Raw genomic sequence first — 16214 nt, forward strand, 5'->3', positions numbered from 1 at the left:
TAACATGAGTGGCCCCAAAGTTGTACGCATCGTCACACGCGAAGAAATAATAGCAATATGCGAGAACCTCCTACGCCAACTGGACCAAACTATCGCGACGTGGACGAGTGAGGGACATCGGATCAAGGAACTATCCGATGCGGAGATCGCGTCGACGTTGCTACGGAAGCAGGAGCTGGGCGACTTGCTCGCGCAAGAAGCCTTCGCTGAATTGCAAAAGAATGTTCCTGACGAAATAGAATATTTGCATACTGATCTTGAACGACGCCGACAACGCAGCGTTGAAAAGCTGGTACATGCTCGGCAACGCCGGCGCCAAGGCGAACGCAGTGCCACCACGCTCATAAGGGCATTGGAAGTGCGTGGTATCGTCGTGCCAGCAGCATTGCGGAATCTGGCCGCAGGTGAGGAAGTGGCCGACATTGATGCCGTTCTTGCAGATGGACTTGCTATGCTCAATCCAATGGCGAGTGGATTGACCGACGTGCAACGGGAGCAGGCGAGAAAGCTCATGACCGAGGTACCGGAAATCGGTGCGTGGGAATCAGTTGCCATCGCAAACCCAAGGATTGAACGCATTGATCAGCAGATCGCGGAACTCCATACGTTGCTCGGAGTGGAACAGGCAGCAGCGTTTAACGAACGCCTCCGCACGATCGAGACAAAGACTGTTGATGCGCATCAGCACCTCCTGTTGGACAGCTTAATCGTCGACCTCGCGGCAGCGCTGAAGGAAATGCGCTCCCAGCGTACGATCCCGACAGAGGCGACGCCGCCTGCTGTTGATGAGCGTTTTGCGGAAGCTCGCCGCAAGGCAATCCTGAACGGCTTGGCCCACTTGGGATACGAGGTTCATGAGGGAATGGAAACAGCATGGGCAAGCAATGGCCATATCGTGGCGAAGAAACCATCATTGCCAGATTATGGCGTTGAGATTGGTGGCCAAGCCCAAACTGGGCGGATACAAGTACGCACTGTTGCGCTCACGGAAAACCGCGATACTCGCCGCGATAAGGACGTTGAGACGTTGTGGTGCGGCGAGTTTTCACGCCTTCAAGATTTACTCGCCCAGGAAGGCGACGCACTGATTGTCGAACGTGCATTGGGCGTTGGGACAGTTCCGCTGAAGCTATCGCCCAGTACGCGGACCGTCGAGAATCTCGAATCCAAGAGTCGTACCTTTCCTTAAAGAGTCTGCCTCATGCGGATCTCTCAGCAGAACCAGCGCTACTGGCAAGATGTAAGGTGAACATATTACTGCCCGACAAAGGCGACGGACGCCCATGACGAGCTAACAGATACTTTGTCCCGCTGCTTCGCGGCGAATTTTTCTTGAGAAATTTTGGAGAGCAATTTTGAGCATAGATGCCCTTGAGCTTTCAGAGACGCTCGCTTTTGGTGGCCGGCTCACTGCACGCGAGTCTGGCTTTGACTTAACTTACTACTTCCCTGGTCCAGATCGGCGATACAACGGCACCATACTGAAAATTGACTCTTCGATGCTTGAGCAGTACATCACCGCTTGGCAAGATAACTGGAGTATGCACCAGACATTAAGTGGCTCTGTGCAATCTATCTCTTTCTCTACATCAGGAAAACTGGGGATGACCATTGATTCCAGAGGAGTCCAACTTTATAAGCTAAGGGTAAGCAGTGATTCAGAGCTTTCCGCCATGCTGGACACTTTGCGGTATGCCCAAATGCGCGGGGCTGCATTAAGGCTGGACATCCTGAGTCGTTTGGGTCGGACCGAAATGTCGACAGATGAAAAGCTAAACCGCTTTGCTCGATTTAAGAATGGGGAGGACTTGCGAATATGCGCCAACCCAGACGTCGATAGGGAATTAACCACTGCGCTGCTGCTAGTGCGCTCAAAAATAAAAATCGGAATTAATAGTTGCCGCCACCACGTTAGCAATTGGTTCGGTAAGCAGGCAAGTCAAGATTTCATGGAGGATATTCGCCGCCACGGGCTGGATGTCTTCTGCGAACAGGCTACTTTTATTATCTCTTGGCAGGGTCGGTCGTAAGATGTATTCAAAGGCTTGCCATCAGTTTCTGCGAGAACGTACACATGCCGATCACCTCTTTCACGCTCTTGCCGTTCGCTTTTTGGAGAATTCCTATGGAACCGCTCGCTCCTGCTTTGGCGTCTAAATCTTCCAAGTGCGTGGATTGATCTATTTTTCGTTCATGATGATCTATCTGATCGCGCTTTGGCCTTTCGTCCGCAACCTCAAAATGTTCTATCCCCATGCTTCCCCTTCTCAGCACGCTCTTGAGCATCAAGAGCAGCAGCATCTAATAGCTCTGCAATCGCGCTTACATGCCACACTTTACCGATATCTGAGTGAGGGTGAATACGACCAGAATAGATTCCAAGAAACTCCCAATGAGGACCGGGAGACACAACTGACACCACACCTCCCTCAGCGTTGAGTTTCCTGTAATTGCCCACACGCCAAGCAATGACTGCTGATCCAGACTGCCCTTGCCTAGTGCGGCAATCGATCATAAAGGTTGGGTTTTCTGCCGTCACAAGGCTCAGTTCGTGTGCAAGAAAACCGGTGGCCCAGATTGGAAATTTGGCCACCGACGTTCGCCCGAATGGATAACCAATCACACTCACAGGTTCCGCCGGACCAACCACGATACCGTGCCGATCCAGCGTCGTGTCAATGTAATAAGGAAGTTTGTGTACATCATTTCCCCAAGTAAAGTTGAGCGCGACAATATCAGCGCGTTCTTTGAGGCGCGGATGCTCGATCCAGTAAGGGGAACCGTTCTCTCGATAGAGGGGCAGACTAACTTTGTTCCAGTCCTTTGGTCGATCCTCAAACGGAGCAAGAAAATAAATATCGATGTGATCCGGTATCGCTGCGGTACTACTAAGGCACTGCCCGCTTTCCTGATGCCGCCCTGTGAGGTTGTGCCGATTCGTAATTAATGCACAGTGCGACTCGCGAGTACGTGAAACTAAAAAAGCCGTACCTGAGCTAAGGATCGTATCGCCGAACCGCATTTCGATATAAAGCGCTTTGGCAGACGGAATAGCAACGTCATATCCATCATCTCCGACCACAGTTTCTGAATTTTTGATCATGCTCGCGAAGTAAAATTGCGCCTCACATCAAACATTTTTGGGTCTTCCAATACAGCAGTCAGTTTTTTTTCTTTGTTACCTTAACAAGATTGCTCACTTAGGTCACTCCACGCGACAACATTGGAAACTCACTAACACAACTATTGCCATAGAAATTATTCAAAGCCAATCTCGGTAGCTTTGACATTCACGGAGTGTCGGTTCCATTCCTCGCCCCGCATTTTCGTGCGCACCTTGACCTCCATTTTTGCTGGAGCTCGTACAGCGCCGTCGTCATGAACGTAAATTATTCCCTCAGCCATCAAGTCCGTAGCCTTTGCCATGCCGCGCTTGATACCTCGGATGTACCATTCAATGGCCTGCTCTTTGATTGCATCCGGAATCGCCTCAAGCGCTGCCTCAAAATCCAAGCTTGGGTATCTGGAGTGAGATGGTTCAATTTCCAGAACTTCGGCGATACCATTGACCGCTTTTCGATAGGTAGCAGATGCTGCTCCGACTGGTGTTTTACTCATGTTGTCCTCTCTGGGCCAAGTACATCACCTAACTCTCTCGATGTCGAAGCCGACTCATGGGTCGGCTTGCGCAATATTGTGGATTTTCCTGACATGAAGCAGGGTAATAGAACCAATGAATAGGGCCTCTTAGACCTCAAAACCGAGTCAGTGAAACGAACGGGTTACGTAAGAACGTCAAATACAATGCGGCGCCAAAAATCAGGGCCAGGAGTAATTCACTTTGGTAAGTTGCAATGGAATATGCCACTAATGCAATTCCCAATAGCAAGGCACTCAACAGCATCATGGCCCCAAACCCGCGGTCAACAACTCCGGAATCTCGACTTCGCATCAGATTTGCTCCGACCTCACCGAATAGTAAAATGCCGCCAGCGACACATGCGCCGACAGAGAGAAATTCCAGCAGATCGTGCGGGGGGCGCCCCTCTGGTAGATGCCACTTCAAATAGGCGAACATCACGATACCAATCCAGAAAACCAGCGAAGCAACGGTGCTATTTGAAGAGCAGTCTCTCATTAAATTTCTCCTATTAAGCGCATTGGTCCTTACAGCAAAACTGCAGCGCTTGTATCTCGCAAATTTCTTGCTGATACCGCAGTCTCATCAATCAAGGAAACTATCGCAGCATGCAGAGCATCCAACTGTTCACTACAATAACGACCATCCCAATCGCTGCAGGAATCCACAACAGCACAGCCAAAGTCACACTTATCCATACTGGAAAAAAAAGGTGCACGGCTATGGTCGCTAGCAAAGGCACACTTATCGCAATTATTCCGTGTGTCCTTTCAATAAAACTAAACAGTACGCTCAAGACACCAATACAGTAGCCTGAAAGGCATCTCTCAATTTTTTCCAACATGACTTCAACTCTATCAATTCAAAACCGACTTCATTATGTTCAGCTAACGTGAAGAATCGGTAAGAAGCTGCATCAACGAACAGGCCACCGCGCCGAGCGAAACCCAAGCAAGCGGCATCTCACAAGAGCGTTTTCAAGTCTGAAGACTTAACATCCCACCAGTCTTGAGAAATAGGGGTAACAGCGCCCAACTTAGCGACACGTTTAGCGATATCGTCCGTGATGCTAAGCTCATTGGACAACCATACACGGTAGCTATCCGCCTCGTCCGTCCGCATGACGGCCACGATTGAATTTTCGTTTACCGCGATTTCTGAATTCAGTAAAGACAGGGTCATTTTGTAGAATTTTGCCATTGGCGTCCTTTAGCTATCTGTAACTAGGTATGCAGAGTGGACCGCACACCCGGTAATTTCCAAGAATAATATACCTCAAATAAATATAAATTGCCTCAGTAAAATTATTGCTATCATAAAAGAAGTATCTGGGACATGGCTAACCCAGTTTCTTCGCCAGATCAGTTGCGCGTAGGTGCGTGTACCGCTTCAACATCGCGAGAGTCTTATGCCCAGTGATCGAGGCTACTTCCATGAGGTTCAATCCCTTTTCGAATAACCGGCTGGTTGCCTCATGCCGAAGGTCATGGAAGCGTAAATCTGCAAGGTAGCCAGGCTGAGCTTGATGCCCGTGAGCGGCGCACTCGCTGAGGTAACGCTTTTGCGCTCGCTGCTTGGCAGCATTAAACGCTCGTCGCAACTCCACTTCTGTCACTTGAAACAATGCTCCCTTGATTGGTATAGGCACCTGCGCAAGGATAGCAACCGCCCGAGTAGATAGAGGAATGATCCGGTCATCGCCATTCTTTGTGTATCGCAGCGTTGCGATAGCATTCGAAAAGTCGATGTCTTTGTGCTGCAGTTTCAGAATTTCTCCCTGCCGGCATGCCGTTTCAACTGCAAGCTCGAACACTGGCGCCACATACCGATTCCGCGCTTTCTTCAATTCGGCCAATAAGCGCTCGAACTCGCCTGCCTCTAGACGTCGATCTCGCCCCTTACCGTTAGTGGGAACCTCAACGCTACGGATTGGGTTATCCAAGCTCATTCCCCAACGCTTCGTCGCCACTTGGAAAAGGCTTGAAATCAGCATTAAGTACTTTCGAAGACTACTATCGGACCACCTTTCAGATTTCGCTGTTTCCATAAACTGGAGCACCGCTTCACGTCGAACCAAATTAATCGGCAAACGAGCAATCGGGTATCTCTTAAGCTTGCCAATCTTGGAGATCTCGGCGCGAGCTCCGCGCTTGGTCGGAGTTATCTCCGCCAAATACCTGTCCAGCAATGCTTCTAAAGTGAGCTTGGCTGCGGTTTCTTTCCGTTGCTTAGCTTCTAGCACTAGCTTGTATGCCGGGTCAGTAGCGGCATCAGCGCGCAACCTATCACGGTAGGCCCGTGCTTCTTGAACTGTATCGAAGGTCTCATCGATACGAGTTCCGTTGACCATCATGCGAACACGGTAGGAGAAACCATCGCAGCGAATAGTGATATTGCGCTCTACAACGCGCTCGTTCTGAATTTTTTTGGTTGCCATTGACGAAGACCTTTTTGACCAAATTTGACCTGAAAGTACCTTACGGCACTCGCCTGTCCTCGTCTAATAGCCAGATATACTGCCTTCTACCAAATTGCCGATAGTGCCCTCAAAATCCGCCGCCGCAAGGCGTGCCGGTTCGATTCCGGCCCGGGCACCAGAACAGCAAAAGCCGCACGTCATTCAGACGGTGCGGCTTTTTTGTTTTTACTGACATTGAATCTTGATGGCGTGTTGCCCAGCCTTGGTCCCTTTCCGGTAGGTGAACTTGCATTCACGGGTTTCATCGGGCAGCCGACGCGACAGCGTGACCTGATTGCGGTCCCCGTATGTGCACTGCAACCATTTCCCATCAGGAAACGCTCCGTCCAGCTGGTAAGTGTATGACCAGACATCGTGTCCACGTGTCTCCGTGAAATCCGCGAGATCTCCTTTCATGACTGGCGGACCGTACATCGGTGCGGCGGCATGCAAGTACAACGGGGAAGCAACAAAAGAAGTCCATTCGCTCCCCATGCCGCTTACCTGGACCGATGAGGGAGAAATCTGCTCGGGACACTCAAAAGCTGGCATCGGTGCGCCGAGAAGCAACGGCGGGAACATCAGCAATAGCGACATCATCCGCACGTTGAGGGAGCTCAATAGCACTGATCCACTAGCGCCTTCAGTGACGCAAAATATTTTTCGTCGGCTGTAACCCGCACGTACAAGGCTCCGTATTAACCAAAGGATCGGCTGTTCTGCCGGTCATTTAACCAATACCTCAAAGGAGCACTACCATGAACGCACGTCACTTCGCCACCGCTACCTTCACGCTGGCCGCCCTCGCTGCGGGCGTTGCAATGGCCCAGGACAAGCCTGCGGCAGCCAAGCAAACCGCCGTTGAAAAATGCTACGGCGTGTCGATGGCCGGCCACAACGACTGCAAGGCTGGCGAAGGCACCACCTGCGCCGGTACCGCCAAGGCCGACTACCAGGGCAACGCGTGGAAGAACGTCCCGGCCGGCACCTGCACCTCGATCAAGACCCCGAAGGGCCACGGTTCGCTCACGCCTTTCTAAGCACCGCCATGCAGCCGGTACTGACGGCGGGCCTGGGCCTCAAGCCACAGCATTTCGACGACGCACTCGCGTGCGATGCCGATGGGATCTGGTTTGAGGTCCATCCCGAGAATTATCTGGTCGCCGGCGGCCCCCGGCTGGCCTGGCTCGATGCGATCCGGGCACGCCATCCCTTGTCGATCCACGGCGTGTCGATGTCGCTTGCCGCCGCCGAACCGCCGGAACGGGAACGTTTGCAGGCGCTGGCGACACTGGTCGCCCGCCTGCAGCCGGCGCTGGTATCCGAGCATCTGGCCTGGTCCACCTGGCGCGGCCACTATTATCCTGACCTGCTGCCTGTGCCGCGCAACCTGACTACCTTGCACCAGGTCGCGGCCAATGTGGAACGCATGCAGGATGCGCTGGGACGCCGGATTGCGCTGGAAAATCCCAGCCACTACATCACGATGCCACACGACTTCAGCGAAACAGACTTCCTCGCGGAGCTGTGCCAGCGCACCGGTTGCGGCTTGCTGGTGGACGTCAACAACATCTATGTCAGCGCGCACAATGTCGAACAGGACGCGGCGCGCTGGATCGATGCGATTCCCGCGCAGGCGATCATGGAGATTCACTTGGCCGGCCATCAGTTGGACGCGGCGGGCGCGCTGCTGGTGGATAGTCATGACACCGCCGTGGCGCCGCCAGTGTGGGATCTGTACCAGCGCCTGCTGGCACGCACCGGCCCGGTGCCCACGCTGATTGAGCGCGATGGCGACATTCCGGCCTTTTCCACGCTGCTGATGGAGCGCCATCGCGCGCACGACATGCTGACGGAGCAATCATGAAAGATGTCGAGGAGTTGCGGCGTTACCAGGACGCCTTCATCGCGGCGGCATTCCACGGCGGCGACGACGCCATCACGGCGCAACCCGGCTTCGTAGTCTACCGCAACACGCTGCTGAAAGGCTGCGTGGACAACCTCGCCGCCAATTTCCCCACCGTGATGCGACTGGTCGGCGAGCAGTGGTTCCGCGCCGCCGCGCTGGAGTACGCCCGCGCCGAACCGCCGGTCAGCGTCAGCCTGTTCGACTATGGCGCCACGTTCCCGGCATTCCTGAAGCAGTTTCCGCCAGCCGCCACGCTGCCCTACCTGACCGAAGTGGCGCGGCTCGATCGCCTCTGGATCGAATGCCATACCGCGGCAGACGCCTTGCCGCTGTCCGCCGAACACCTGGCGACGCTGGCGCCTGAAGCGCTGGGCGCCACCTGCTTGCGCCCACATCCCGCCGCGCGTTGGCTGACTAGCGACCAGCATCCCGCCTGCGCGATCTGGATCGCCAACCGCGAGCAGCGCGAATTCGTCTCCGGCGCCATCTGGCGCGGCGACAGCGTTCTGCTGACACGCATCGACGGTGCCGTCCACTGGCGGCTGATCGATGCCGGCGTCACCGCGTTTCTCGATGCCTGCCTGTGCGGCGACGCCCTGGAGGCAGCCGCCATGCACGGCCTGTCCCTGCAACCGGACCTGGATATCGCCGCCACCCTCGCCATGCTGCTGCAGGCCGGCGCATTAACCACCTTACCTGAAAGCCCCTGACATGAACCTGTCCGCCGTGCGCACCGCGTGGAACCGCGCAGCACATTTCGCCTCGACCGCGATCTCCCACAATCTGCTGGCCGTCACCGCCCGCGCCGCCATCGCCGCCATCTTCATCCAGTCGGGACGCACCAAAGTCACCGGTCTGCTGACGCTCACCGACGGCACTTACCAGCTATTCCGCGAGGAATACCGGCTGCCGCTGGTGCCGCCCGAGATCGCGGCGCACATGGCCGCCTATGCCGAGCATTTCTTTCCGCTGCTGCTGATCCTCGGGCTGTTCACGCGTGGCGCCGCGCTGGCCTTGCTGGGCATGACCGCCGTCATCGAAATCTTCGTCTATCCATACGCCTGGCCGACCCACCTGTCGTGGGCAGCGCCGCTGCTGTACCTGATCGGGCGTGGCGCCGGAAAATGGTCGCTGGACCGGCTGCTCAAGCTGGACTAGCTTCATGCTCGGCAATATCAAAATCCGCACGGCGCTGGCCGCCGTGCTGGCCCTGTTCTGCTGCGCGCTCGGCGCCAGCCTGCTGGCCGGCTGGCTCAACGCCCGCGCCGCCGCCAGCGCCATGGAGGCAGTGGTCCACCTGTCCGACCGCCAACTGGGGCCGTTGCATGACACCGAACGCCTGCTGCTGCTCACACTGAGCCAGATGGACAACGCCTACATCGACCTGCTGCGCGGCGACCAGATCGCGTCCAACGACAACACCCGCAAGGCCTCGGACTCGCTCAAGGCCGCGCAGGCGGCGTTCGGCCGCTACCGGCTGGTGATGCGGGACGACCCGCAGCTGACGCGGCAATCGGCGACGCTGGTGCGCAACTACGAGGACTACGCCCATGTACTGGGCCTGCGGGAACAGGCGCTGTACGAAGTCTCGCTGGACCAGTACGCAGCGGCGACCGTGGACGCGCAGCACGCCGATGCCAGCTTCGCGGCCACGCTGCGCCAGCAGATAGTGCAGGCGGAAGCCACCCGCGCCCAACTGCGGCAGGCGTCGATTGAGCGCTATCAGGGCGCCAGCCGCATGGCGGCCGGCATCGGCCTGTTCTCGCTGTTGCTGGTGCTGGCGTGCTGGCGGTTTTTCCGTACCGTTCTGCTGGAGCCGCTGCGCGTCGCCCAGTCGCACTTCGACCGTATTGCCACCGGCGACCTGAGCGCCGAGATCGGCGTCAGCGGCAACAACGAAATCAGCCGGCTGCTGCACGCGCTGCGGCGCATGCAGCAGGCGCTGATCCACACCGTGAGCGCGATTCACGACGCTACCGGCGACGTCGACCAGAGCGCGCGCCAGATCGCCGACCGCAATCAGCAGCTGGCGGCACGCAACGCGTCGCAGGCGGCGTCGTTACGCCAGACGGCCAGCGCGCTGCAGCAGCTGGCGGCGGCGGTGCAGCAAAACGCCGACGACACGCTCTGTGCCGACCGCCAGGCCGCCGGCGCGGCCAGCGACGCCGCGCTGGGCGGCAACCGCGTGGCCGACATTGCCGCCACCATGCACGGCATGGCGGCCGCCGGCAAGCAGATCGCGGAAATGGTTGGCATCATCGACGGCCTGGCGTTCCAGACCAATTTGCTGGCGCTGAACGCGGCGGTGGAGGCGGCGCGCGCCGGGCCGCAGGGCCGCGGCTTCGCGGTGGTGGCCGCCGAGGTGCGCGCGCTGGCCCTGCGCAGCGCGGACGCCGCGCGCCAGGTGCAGCAGGTGGTCGAGGCGTCCACGTCCAGCATCGCCGATGGCGCGGCGCGCGTTGACGAAGCGGAGAAAACCATGGCGCACATCGTCGGCTCTGTGGAACGCGTGATGGGCACCATGCAGCGCATCTCGCAGGCCACAACCGAACAGTCGGCCGGTCTGCAGCACGTGCATGCGGCAGTGGCGCAGATGGACCGCACCACCATGCAGAACGCCAGCCTGGTCGACGTCACCACCGAAACGGTCGACGCGCTGGCGCGCCAGGCATCGCGGCTGGTCGATGCGGTAGCGGTGTTCCGCATCGCGGCCGACAAAAAATTGGCAGTGCTGTAACCACCCCGGAACGCGCGCCGAAGTAGTTGCAGGAGCTGCAGTCAATCACGACTGCACCAGACCTGAATGGGAAAAACGTATGATCAAAAATCTTGTCATGGCCAGTACGATCGCGGGCCTGCTGGCGGCCTGCGGCGGCAGCGATGTACCGCCGGCGCCGGTGGCACAATTGTTCGCCCAGACCAACGACACCGACAACGCGGTGCTCGTGTATGTGCGTAACGCGGATGGCACCTTGAGCGCACAGTCGCCGGTCAAGACCGGCGGCAAGGGCACGAATGGCGTCAACTACTTCATGGGCAACACGGTGGGGCCGGACGCGCTGACCAGCAATCACAGCGTGGCGCTGTCGGACGATAACCGGCAACTGTTCGTCGCCAACGCTGGCGACAACACCGTCAGCGTGTTCACCATCAATCCGGCCGGCGGCCTGACCTTGCTGGGTGTTTCCGGCACCGGCGGTATCCGCCCGACCTCGCTGGCCTGGAACAACGGCGTCCTGTACGTGACGCACCAGCAAGGCGCCAACGAACTGGGCGCGTATCGCGTCGGCGCCGATGGCAAGCTGACGCAGCTTGGCCAGTACCCGGTGCTGCAGCAGGATGCGCTGCCGACCGAAGTGTCGGTCAGCCCGGATCATCAGTTCGTCATCGTCAACGGCTTCTTGCGCGCGCTGACGCCGACCACGCCAGGCAATACGCTGCTGGCGTTTCCGATCAACGCCGACGGCGGCCTGGGCCAGCCGGTCAATTCGGCCACGGTGGGCGTGGGACCGTTCGGCGGCGTGTTCGGTCACGGCGCGCTGGCCAAGACCTACTTCACGGCGGACGCCGCCGGCACCACCGCCAGCGCCTATACGCTGTCCGCCGGCGGCGGCTTCAGCGCGCTCGGCGCGCCGGTGGCCGTCAACGGCCAAAAGGCGCCCTGCTGGATCGTGGCGACGCCGGACAACCGCTTCGTTTATGTCAGCAATGGCAGCGGCACGATATCGCAGTTCGCGGTGGATGGCACCGGCCGGCTGAGTCTGGTCAACGCGGTGGCCGCGTCCGAACCGGCCACGGCGGCCGGCGCCTCCAGCTTCGCGGCCGATGCCTGGATCAGCCCGGACGGCAAGTTCCTCTACCAGGACTACGTCGGCGCCGACAAGATCGTCGTCTATGCGATCGGCGCGGACGGCGCCCTGAGCAAGCGCGGTGAGCAAGCGGCGGGCACCAAGTCCGGCATCAGCCTGCAGGGCCTGGCCGGCATTTAAGCACCCGGGCGTGACTGGCTGCGGATCAACGCAGCCAGCGCCTTCAGGCCGCGATGGATGCCGACCTTGACCGCCGACTCCGACATGCCGGTATGGTCCGACGCCTCGGCCACCGACCAGCCCTGCAGTTTCACCAGTTCGATCGGCAGGCGCTGGCGGTCCGGCAACTGGCCCAGCAGCACGGCCACATCGCGCCGCGCGTCGCTCAACTGCTCGGCCGATTGCTCGAACAGTTCGGCCGCGTCGTCGAGCGGGTCGTTGAGCGCATCCTGGCGCACATGCGCGCGCAGGAAATCCACCAGCTTGTAGCGGGCGATGGCGTAGATCCACGCCGTCACCGGCTGGTCGGCGCGATAGGTGAAGCGCGCGTTGTGCACCGCCAGCAGGGTCTCCTGGACGATATCCTCGACATGGTCCTGCGAATGGAACAGCCGCTTGCGCAGGAAGGCCCGCAAGCGCTTGCTGAGCTCTTCCAGGAAGCGGCGATAGGCCACGGCGTCGCCATCCAGCCCGGCGAGCAGCCAGGCTTGCAGGTGTTCCTCGACAGGCGAGCGTTCTTTAGTATCGTGCATTTTTATTGGACTGGATGTGGTCGGACTCGGAAGGGCGGCAGACGGCGGCGAGGGCTTACCAGCGCAACAAAGCCTTGCCGACGGCCGCACCCAGCACGGCCGGCACCAGCATGCCAAGCGTGTACCAGATGGCCCAGAACGGCAGCGCGGTTTCCGGACAGTGGAAGCAATACACCAGCAAGCCCTGCGCGCCGGCCAGCAGGCCGGCCGAGGCGCCGGTCTGGCGCGGCCGCGTCGGCGCCAGACCGCGCAAGGCCCAGAACAGCGCGCAGAACGCCGGGATCGACAAGACGGTGACACAGGTGGTGCAGACCTTCCAGGTATCGCCCAGCATCAGACCGGGCCGCAGTTCGGCCGGCGCGGCGGCCAGCACCGCCACCCCGCCCAGCCAGAAGCCGGCCAGCACCAGGCCGACCACTTTCCAGCCCGGTCCGGCGCCGCGGCCGGGACGCGCGAGCCGGGTGGTCATCGACAGCGTGGCGCAGATCACCGCCAGCGGGAATGACACCTTCAGCCAGAACATGCCGGTCGCCATCACCTGCATCAGATCGTGCCGCACGCCCAGCAGGGCCACCATCAGCAGGCTGGCGCCGGCCAGCCCGGCCGCCAGCGCCACGGCGAAGCGCTTTTCCACATAGCGTGGATCGGCCGGCTCCGCGCCCGCCGCCAGCATTGTCACAAGATCATCTGTTTTCATGTCATTCCCTATCCATCGCTGTCATTCGCACGCTGTTATTCGTAGGCGCCCACGACAAGGTTACAGGTAACGGAAATATATTCCTGATTTCCGCCACCACTTCCATGCCGCGAGGAATAGGTCTTATGCCCCTGGCCTTGCTAGTGCGGGCGCCGCGAAAACTTCATAGTTCGTCCTGTCGCAACCAACTTCAAGCAAAGGACCTACGATGAAAACCTTCACCATTCCAACCGCCGCCACCGTGTCGCCCGCCAACCAGGCCATCTTCGCCAACCTGCAAAAAGGCCTGGGCATGGTGCCCAACCTGTACGCCACGCTGGCCCATTCCGAGCACGCGCTGGGCAACTACCTGACGCTGCAAAACGGTAAAAGCTCGCTGAACGCCAAGGAGCGCGAAGTGATCAACCTGGTGGTCAGCCAGGTCAACGAATGCGCCTACTGCCTGGCGGCCCATACCGCCCTGGGCGGCATGGTCGGCTTCACGCCGGAGCAGATCATCGCCATCCGCCAGGGCGGCGCCGCCTTCGACGCCAAGCTCGAGGCGCTGGCCCGGCTGGTGAAAAGCGCCACCGAACGCCGCGGCCACGCCGATCCGGCGCTGCTGGACGCCTTCTTCGCCGCCGGCTACACCGAGGGCCAGCTGGTCGATACCGTGATGGTGATCGGCGACAAGATCATCACCAACTACCTGCACGCGCTGACCCAGGTGCCGGTCGATTTCCCTGCGGCGCCAGCCCTGTAAGGAGCATGACCATGATGAACTTGCGTACCCTGAGCGCGGCCCTGGTGGCCAGCATCGGCCTGACCGGCCTGGCGCACGCCGCCGACCCGGCCTACTTCACCCAGACCGAGAACATGCACATGAGTCGCGACGCCAACGGCGTGCTGCTGGTGGAGATGAACACCGCCGGCGGGCCGTTCAAATTCACCGCCAAGGCGCATGAAGCCTTTGTCGACGCCTTCTATCACATCAGCCGCGATCGCGATAACAAGATCGTTATCCTGACCGGCAAGGGCGGCCAGTGGATGGGCGACATCGACTTCGCCTCGTTTGGCGACGTCAGCGATCCCGATGTCTGGTCCCGCGTGCATGACGAGGGCACGCAGATTGTCGAGAACATCGCCAACATCCGTGTGCCGATGATCTGCGCGGTCGAGGGCAAGGCCTGGGTGCACAGCGAATACTGCGCCATGGCCAACGTGGTGGTGGCTGGCGCCGGCGCCAGCTTCAACGACGCGCCGCACTTCGCCGGCGGCATCGTGCCGGGCGACGGCATCTACACCACCTGGTCGTACCGCATGGGACCGACCCGGGCCGAAGCGCTGTTGCTCGATCCGGCGCCGTTCTCGGCAAAGCAGGCCAAGGACTACGGCCTGGTGTCGGAGGTGGTGGCGGACGGCCAGGCGGTGGCGCGGGCACGTGAACTAGCAGCGCGCTACCTGAGCAAGCCGGAGGTGACGCGGCGCGACACCCGCACCTACTTCATCCAGCCGCTGAAGCTGGCATTGATCCAGCAGACCGGCTACGGCCTGAGCCTGGAAGGCGCCAGCGCGGCCGCCCTGGTCAAGTCGATCAAGGCCGGCAACCACTAACCCGCACCGCGAAGAGAGCCCAGCATGTACCACCTCCACGCTTTCGCCACGCCGAACAGCATCAAGCCGGTCATCGCGCTTGAGGAACTCGGTCTGGATTACGAGCTGCACGCGGTCAACGTCCGCCAGGGCGAACAGAAAGCGCCGCAGTTTGTTGAACGCAATCCCAACGCCAAGGTGCCGGTGCTGACGGTGAGCGGCGATGGCGAGACCGTGTCGCTGAGCGAGTCGGCCGCCATCCTGGTCTACCTGGCGGAGCGCCACGGTGGACTACTGCCGGCGGCCGGCACGGCGCGCGCCCGCGTGTTCGAGCAACTGTTCTTCCACGCCTCGGCGGTCAGCCCGGCGTTTGGCCAGGCCGGCTACTTCCAGAAGCTGGCGCCGGAAGCGCTGCCGCTGGCCATCGCGCGCTTCCATGGCGAAGCGCTGCGTACGCTGGCCCTGCTCGACGGCCTGCTGGCCAACCACAATTACGTGGCCGGCGACGCTTACAGCATCGCCGACATCGCCCACTTCGGCTGGATATGGCGGCGCGCGTTTGCCGGTGTCGACCTGGACGCCAGCCCGCACGTGGCGCGCTGGTTCGCCACCCTGTTGCAACGACCGGCGATACAACGCGCCATCCAGCGGGTGGAAGCGCTGGTGCCGGCCGCCTGATCCCCCAACTCTACAAGGAACCTCATCATGACACTGCAAGCCAAACTCGACGCATTCAAAGCCGACTTCAAGGGCGGCAAAGCCCCCTACTTCGCGCCACCGGAGATCCATCCCGTGATGGAGCGCGCCACCGCCGAACTGATCGCCTCCGGCCAGGCCGGCCGGGCGCTCAAGGCCGGCGACCGCGCCCCGGTGTTCACCCTCAACGATCCCGATGGCAAACCGGTGTCGTCGGCCGAACTGCTGGCGCGCGGGCCGCTGATCCTCAGCTTCTACCGCGGCGTGTGGTGCCCGTACTGCAACCTGGAACTGCAGGCGCTGCAGGAAACGCTGCCGCAATTCCAGGCGCTGGGCGCCAGCCTGGCCGCCATTTCGCCGCAAACGGCCGCCAACAGCCGCAAATCGCAGCGCCAGAACAAGCTGGACTTCCCGATCCTGAGCGATACCCACAACGACGTGGCAGCCGCGTTCGGCCTGCGCTTCACGCTGCCCGACTACCTGGTCGACCTGTACCAAAGCCTGAAAAACGACCTGCCCGCCTTCAACGATGACCCGGCCTGGACGCTGCCGATGCCGGCCCGTTACGTGATCGGCCAGGACGGCGTGATCGCCTATGCCGAGGTCAATCCGGACTACACGCTGCGTCCTGAACCGGACAGCATGCTGCCGGTGCTGCGCGGCCTGCAAACCAAGGCCTGA

At 59.8% G+C, this 16214-nt stretch carries 21 protein-coding genes; 12 read left to right on the top strand and 9 right to left on the bottom strand.

All coding sequences use genetic code 11. The features are described from left to right. The first annotated feature begins 4 nt into the window (after nt 1-4). Together FHW58_RS15940 and FHW58_RS15945 are read left to right on the top strand one after the other, a co-directional pair. Nucleotides 5-1189, top strand: coding sequence for a hypothetical protein (locus FHW58_RS15940; protein ID WP_179674094.1), 1185 nt, complete (start codon nt 5-7; stop codon nt 1187-1189). A 166-nt stretch (nt 1190-1355) separates the two neighbouring features. Continuing rightward, nucleotides 1356-2030: a hypothetical protein gene (locus tag FHW58_RS15945; RefSeq protein ID WP_179674095.1), complete on the top strand. Its 675-nt coding sequence runs from the start codon at nt 1356-1358 to the stop codon at nt 2028-2030. Nucleotides 2031-2037: 7 nt separating this feature from the next. Here FHW58_RS15945 and FHW58_RS15950 read toward each other — a convergent pair whose 3' ends face one another. The 7 genes from FHW58_RS15950 to FHW58_RS15980 all read right to left on the bottom strand — a co-directional run bounded on the left by FHW58_RS15950 (nt 2038) and on the right by FHW58_RS15980 (nt 6719). Further along, a complete protein-coding gene (locus tag FHW58_RS15950) occupies nt 2038-2256 on the bottom strand; it encodes a hypothetical protein (RefSeq protein WP_179674096.1) in 219 nt (72 codons plus the stop codon). Then, complete coding sequence (locus FHW58_RS15955; RefSeq protein WP_179674097.1) at nt 2237-3103, bottom strand: serine protease; 867 nt, start codon at nt 3101-3103, stop codon at nt 2237-2239. The genes FHW58_RS15950 and FHW58_RS15955 overlap by 20 nt, the downstream gene beginning before the upstream one ends. Nucleotides 3104-3258: 155 nt before the next feature. Continuing rightward, entirely contained in the window at nt 3259-3618 is a 360-nt protein-coding gene (locus FHW58_RS15960; protein ID WP_179674098.1) for a hypothetical protein, read from the bottom strand. A 136-nt stretch (nt 3619-3754) separates the two neighbouring features. Beyond that, nucleotides 3755-4138, bottom strand: a complete 384-nt coding sequence (locus tag FHW58_RS15965) for a hypothetical protein (RefSeq protein ID WP_179674099.1) — start codon at nt 4136-4138, stop codon at nt 3755-3757. A gap of 465 nt (nt 4139-4603) precedes the next feature. Continuing rightward, nucleotides 4604-4840: a hypothetical protein gene (locus tag FHW58_RS15970; protein WP_179674100.1), complete on the bottom strand. Its 237-nt coding sequence runs from the start codon at nt 4838-4840 to the stop codon at nt 4604-4606. A gap of 139 nt (nt 4841-4979) precedes the next feature. Next, the gene (locus tag FHW58_RS15975) at nt 4980-6077 is read right to left on the bottom strand and encodes a site-specific integrase (protein ID WP_179674101.1); all 1098 of its coding nucleotides are present in this window, start codon (nt 6075-6077) and stop codon (nt 4980-4982) included. Nucleotides 6078-6284: 207 nt separating this feature from the next. Then, complete coding sequence (locus tag FHW58_RS15980; protein WP_179674102.1) at nt 6285-6719, bottom strand: STY0301 family protein; 435 nt, start codon at nt 6717-6719, stop codon at nt 6285-6287. 137 nt (nt 6720-6856) lie between these two features. Between FHW58_RS15980 and FHW58_RS15985 the strand changes: the two genes are divergently transcribed. From FHW58_RS15985 to FHW58_RS16010, 6 genes are all read left to right on the top strand, one after another. Then, nucleotides 6857-7138: a DUF2282 domain-containing protein gene (locus FHW58_RS15985; protein WP_179674103.1), complete on the top strand. Its 282-nt coding sequence runs from the start codon at nt 6857-6859 to the stop codon at nt 7136-7138. Between the two features lie 8 nt (nt 7139-7146). Continuing rightward, nucleotides 7147-7965, top strand: a complete 819-nt coding sequence (locus FHW58_RS15990) for a DUF692 domain-containing protein (protein WP_179674104.1) — start codon at nt 7147-7149, stop codon at nt 7963-7965. Next, nucleotides 7962-8717, top strand: coding sequence for a DNA-binding domain-containing protein (locus FHW58_RS15995; RefSeq protein ID WP_179674105.1), 756 nt, complete (start codon nt 7962-7964; stop codon nt 8715-8717). The genes FHW58_RS15990 and FHW58_RS15995 overlap by 4 nt, the downstream gene beginning before the upstream one ends. Nucleotide 8718: 1 nt before the next feature. Further along, nucleotides 8719-9165, top strand: coding sequence for a DoxX family protein (locus tag FHW58_RS16000; RefSeq protein ID WP_179674106.1), 447 nt, complete (start codon nt 8719-8721; stop codon nt 9163-9165). Nucleotides 9166-9169: 4 nt separating this feature from the next. Further along, nucleotides 9170-10744 carry a methyl-accepting chemotaxis protein gene (locus tag FHW58_RS16005; protein ID WP_179674107.1) on the top strand — a complete coding sequence of 525 codons (1575 nt, stop codon included), beginning with the start codon at nt 9170-9172 and terminating at the stop codon, nt 10742-10744. Between the two features lie 97 nt (nt 10745-10841). After that, nucleotides 10842-11996 carry a beta-propeller fold lactonase family protein gene (locus FHW58_RS16010; protein WP_229265345.1) on the top strand — a complete coding sequence of 385 codons (1155 nt, stop codon included), beginning with the start codon at nt 10842-10844 and terminating at the stop codon, nt 11994-11996. Here FHW58_RS16010 and FHW58_RS16015 read toward each other — a convergent pair. Both FHW58_RS16015 and FHW58_RS16020 read right to left on the bottom strand, forming a co-directional pair. After that, nucleotides 11993-12568 carry a sigma-70 family RNA polymerase sigma factor gene (locus FHW58_RS16015; RefSeq protein WP_179674109.1) on the bottom strand — a complete coding sequence of 192 codons (576 nt, stop codon included), beginning with the start codon at nt 12566-12568 and terminating at the stop codon, nt 11993-11995. The genes FHW58_RS16010 and FHW58_RS16015 overlap by 4 nt on opposite strands. Nucleotides 12569-12623: 55 nt before the next feature. Beyond that, a complete protein-coding gene (locus tag FHW58_RS16020; protein WP_179674110.1) occupies nt 12624-13265 on the bottom strand; it encodes a DUF1109 domain-containing protein in 642 nt (213 codons plus the stop codon). 208 nt (nt 13266-13473) lie between these two features. On the opposite strand from FHW58_RS16020, the gene FHW58_RS16025 reads away from it, so the two are divergent. The 4 genes from FHW58_RS16025 to FHW58_RS16040 are packed head-to-tail and all read left to right on the top strand — an operon-like array spanning nt 13474 to nt 16214. Beyond that, nucleotides 13474-14007, top strand: coding sequence for a carboxymuconolactone decarboxylase family protein (locus FHW58_RS16025; protein ID WP_179674111.1), 534 nt, complete (start codon nt 13474-13476; stop codon nt 14005-14007). An 11-nt stretch (nt 14008-14018) separates the two neighbouring features. Continuing rightward, a complete protein-coding gene (locus FHW58_RS16030) occupies nt 14019-14858 on the top strand; it encodes an enoyl-CoA hydratase/isomerase family protein (protein ID WP_218892772.1) in 840 nt (279 codons plus the stop codon). A 24-nt stretch (nt 14859-14882) separates the two neighbouring features. After that, complete coding sequence (locus tag FHW58_RS16035; RefSeq protein ID WP_179674112.1) at nt 14883-15515, top strand: glutathione S-transferase family protein; 633 nt, start codon at nt 14883-14885, stop codon at nt 15513-15515. Nucleotides 15516-15542: 27 nt separating this feature from the next. Next, nucleotides 15543-16214 carry a peroxiredoxin-like family protein gene (locus FHW58_RS16040; protein ID WP_179674113.1) on the top strand — a complete coding sequence of 224 codons (672 nt, stop codon included), beginning with the start codon at nt 15543-15545 and terminating at the stop codon, nt 16212-16214.

The sequence above is a fragment of the Duganella sp. 1224 genome, from assembly GCF_013408245.1.
Lineage (GTDB): Bacteria > Pseudomonadota > Gammaproteobacteria > Burkholderiales > Burkholderiaceae_D > Rugamonas.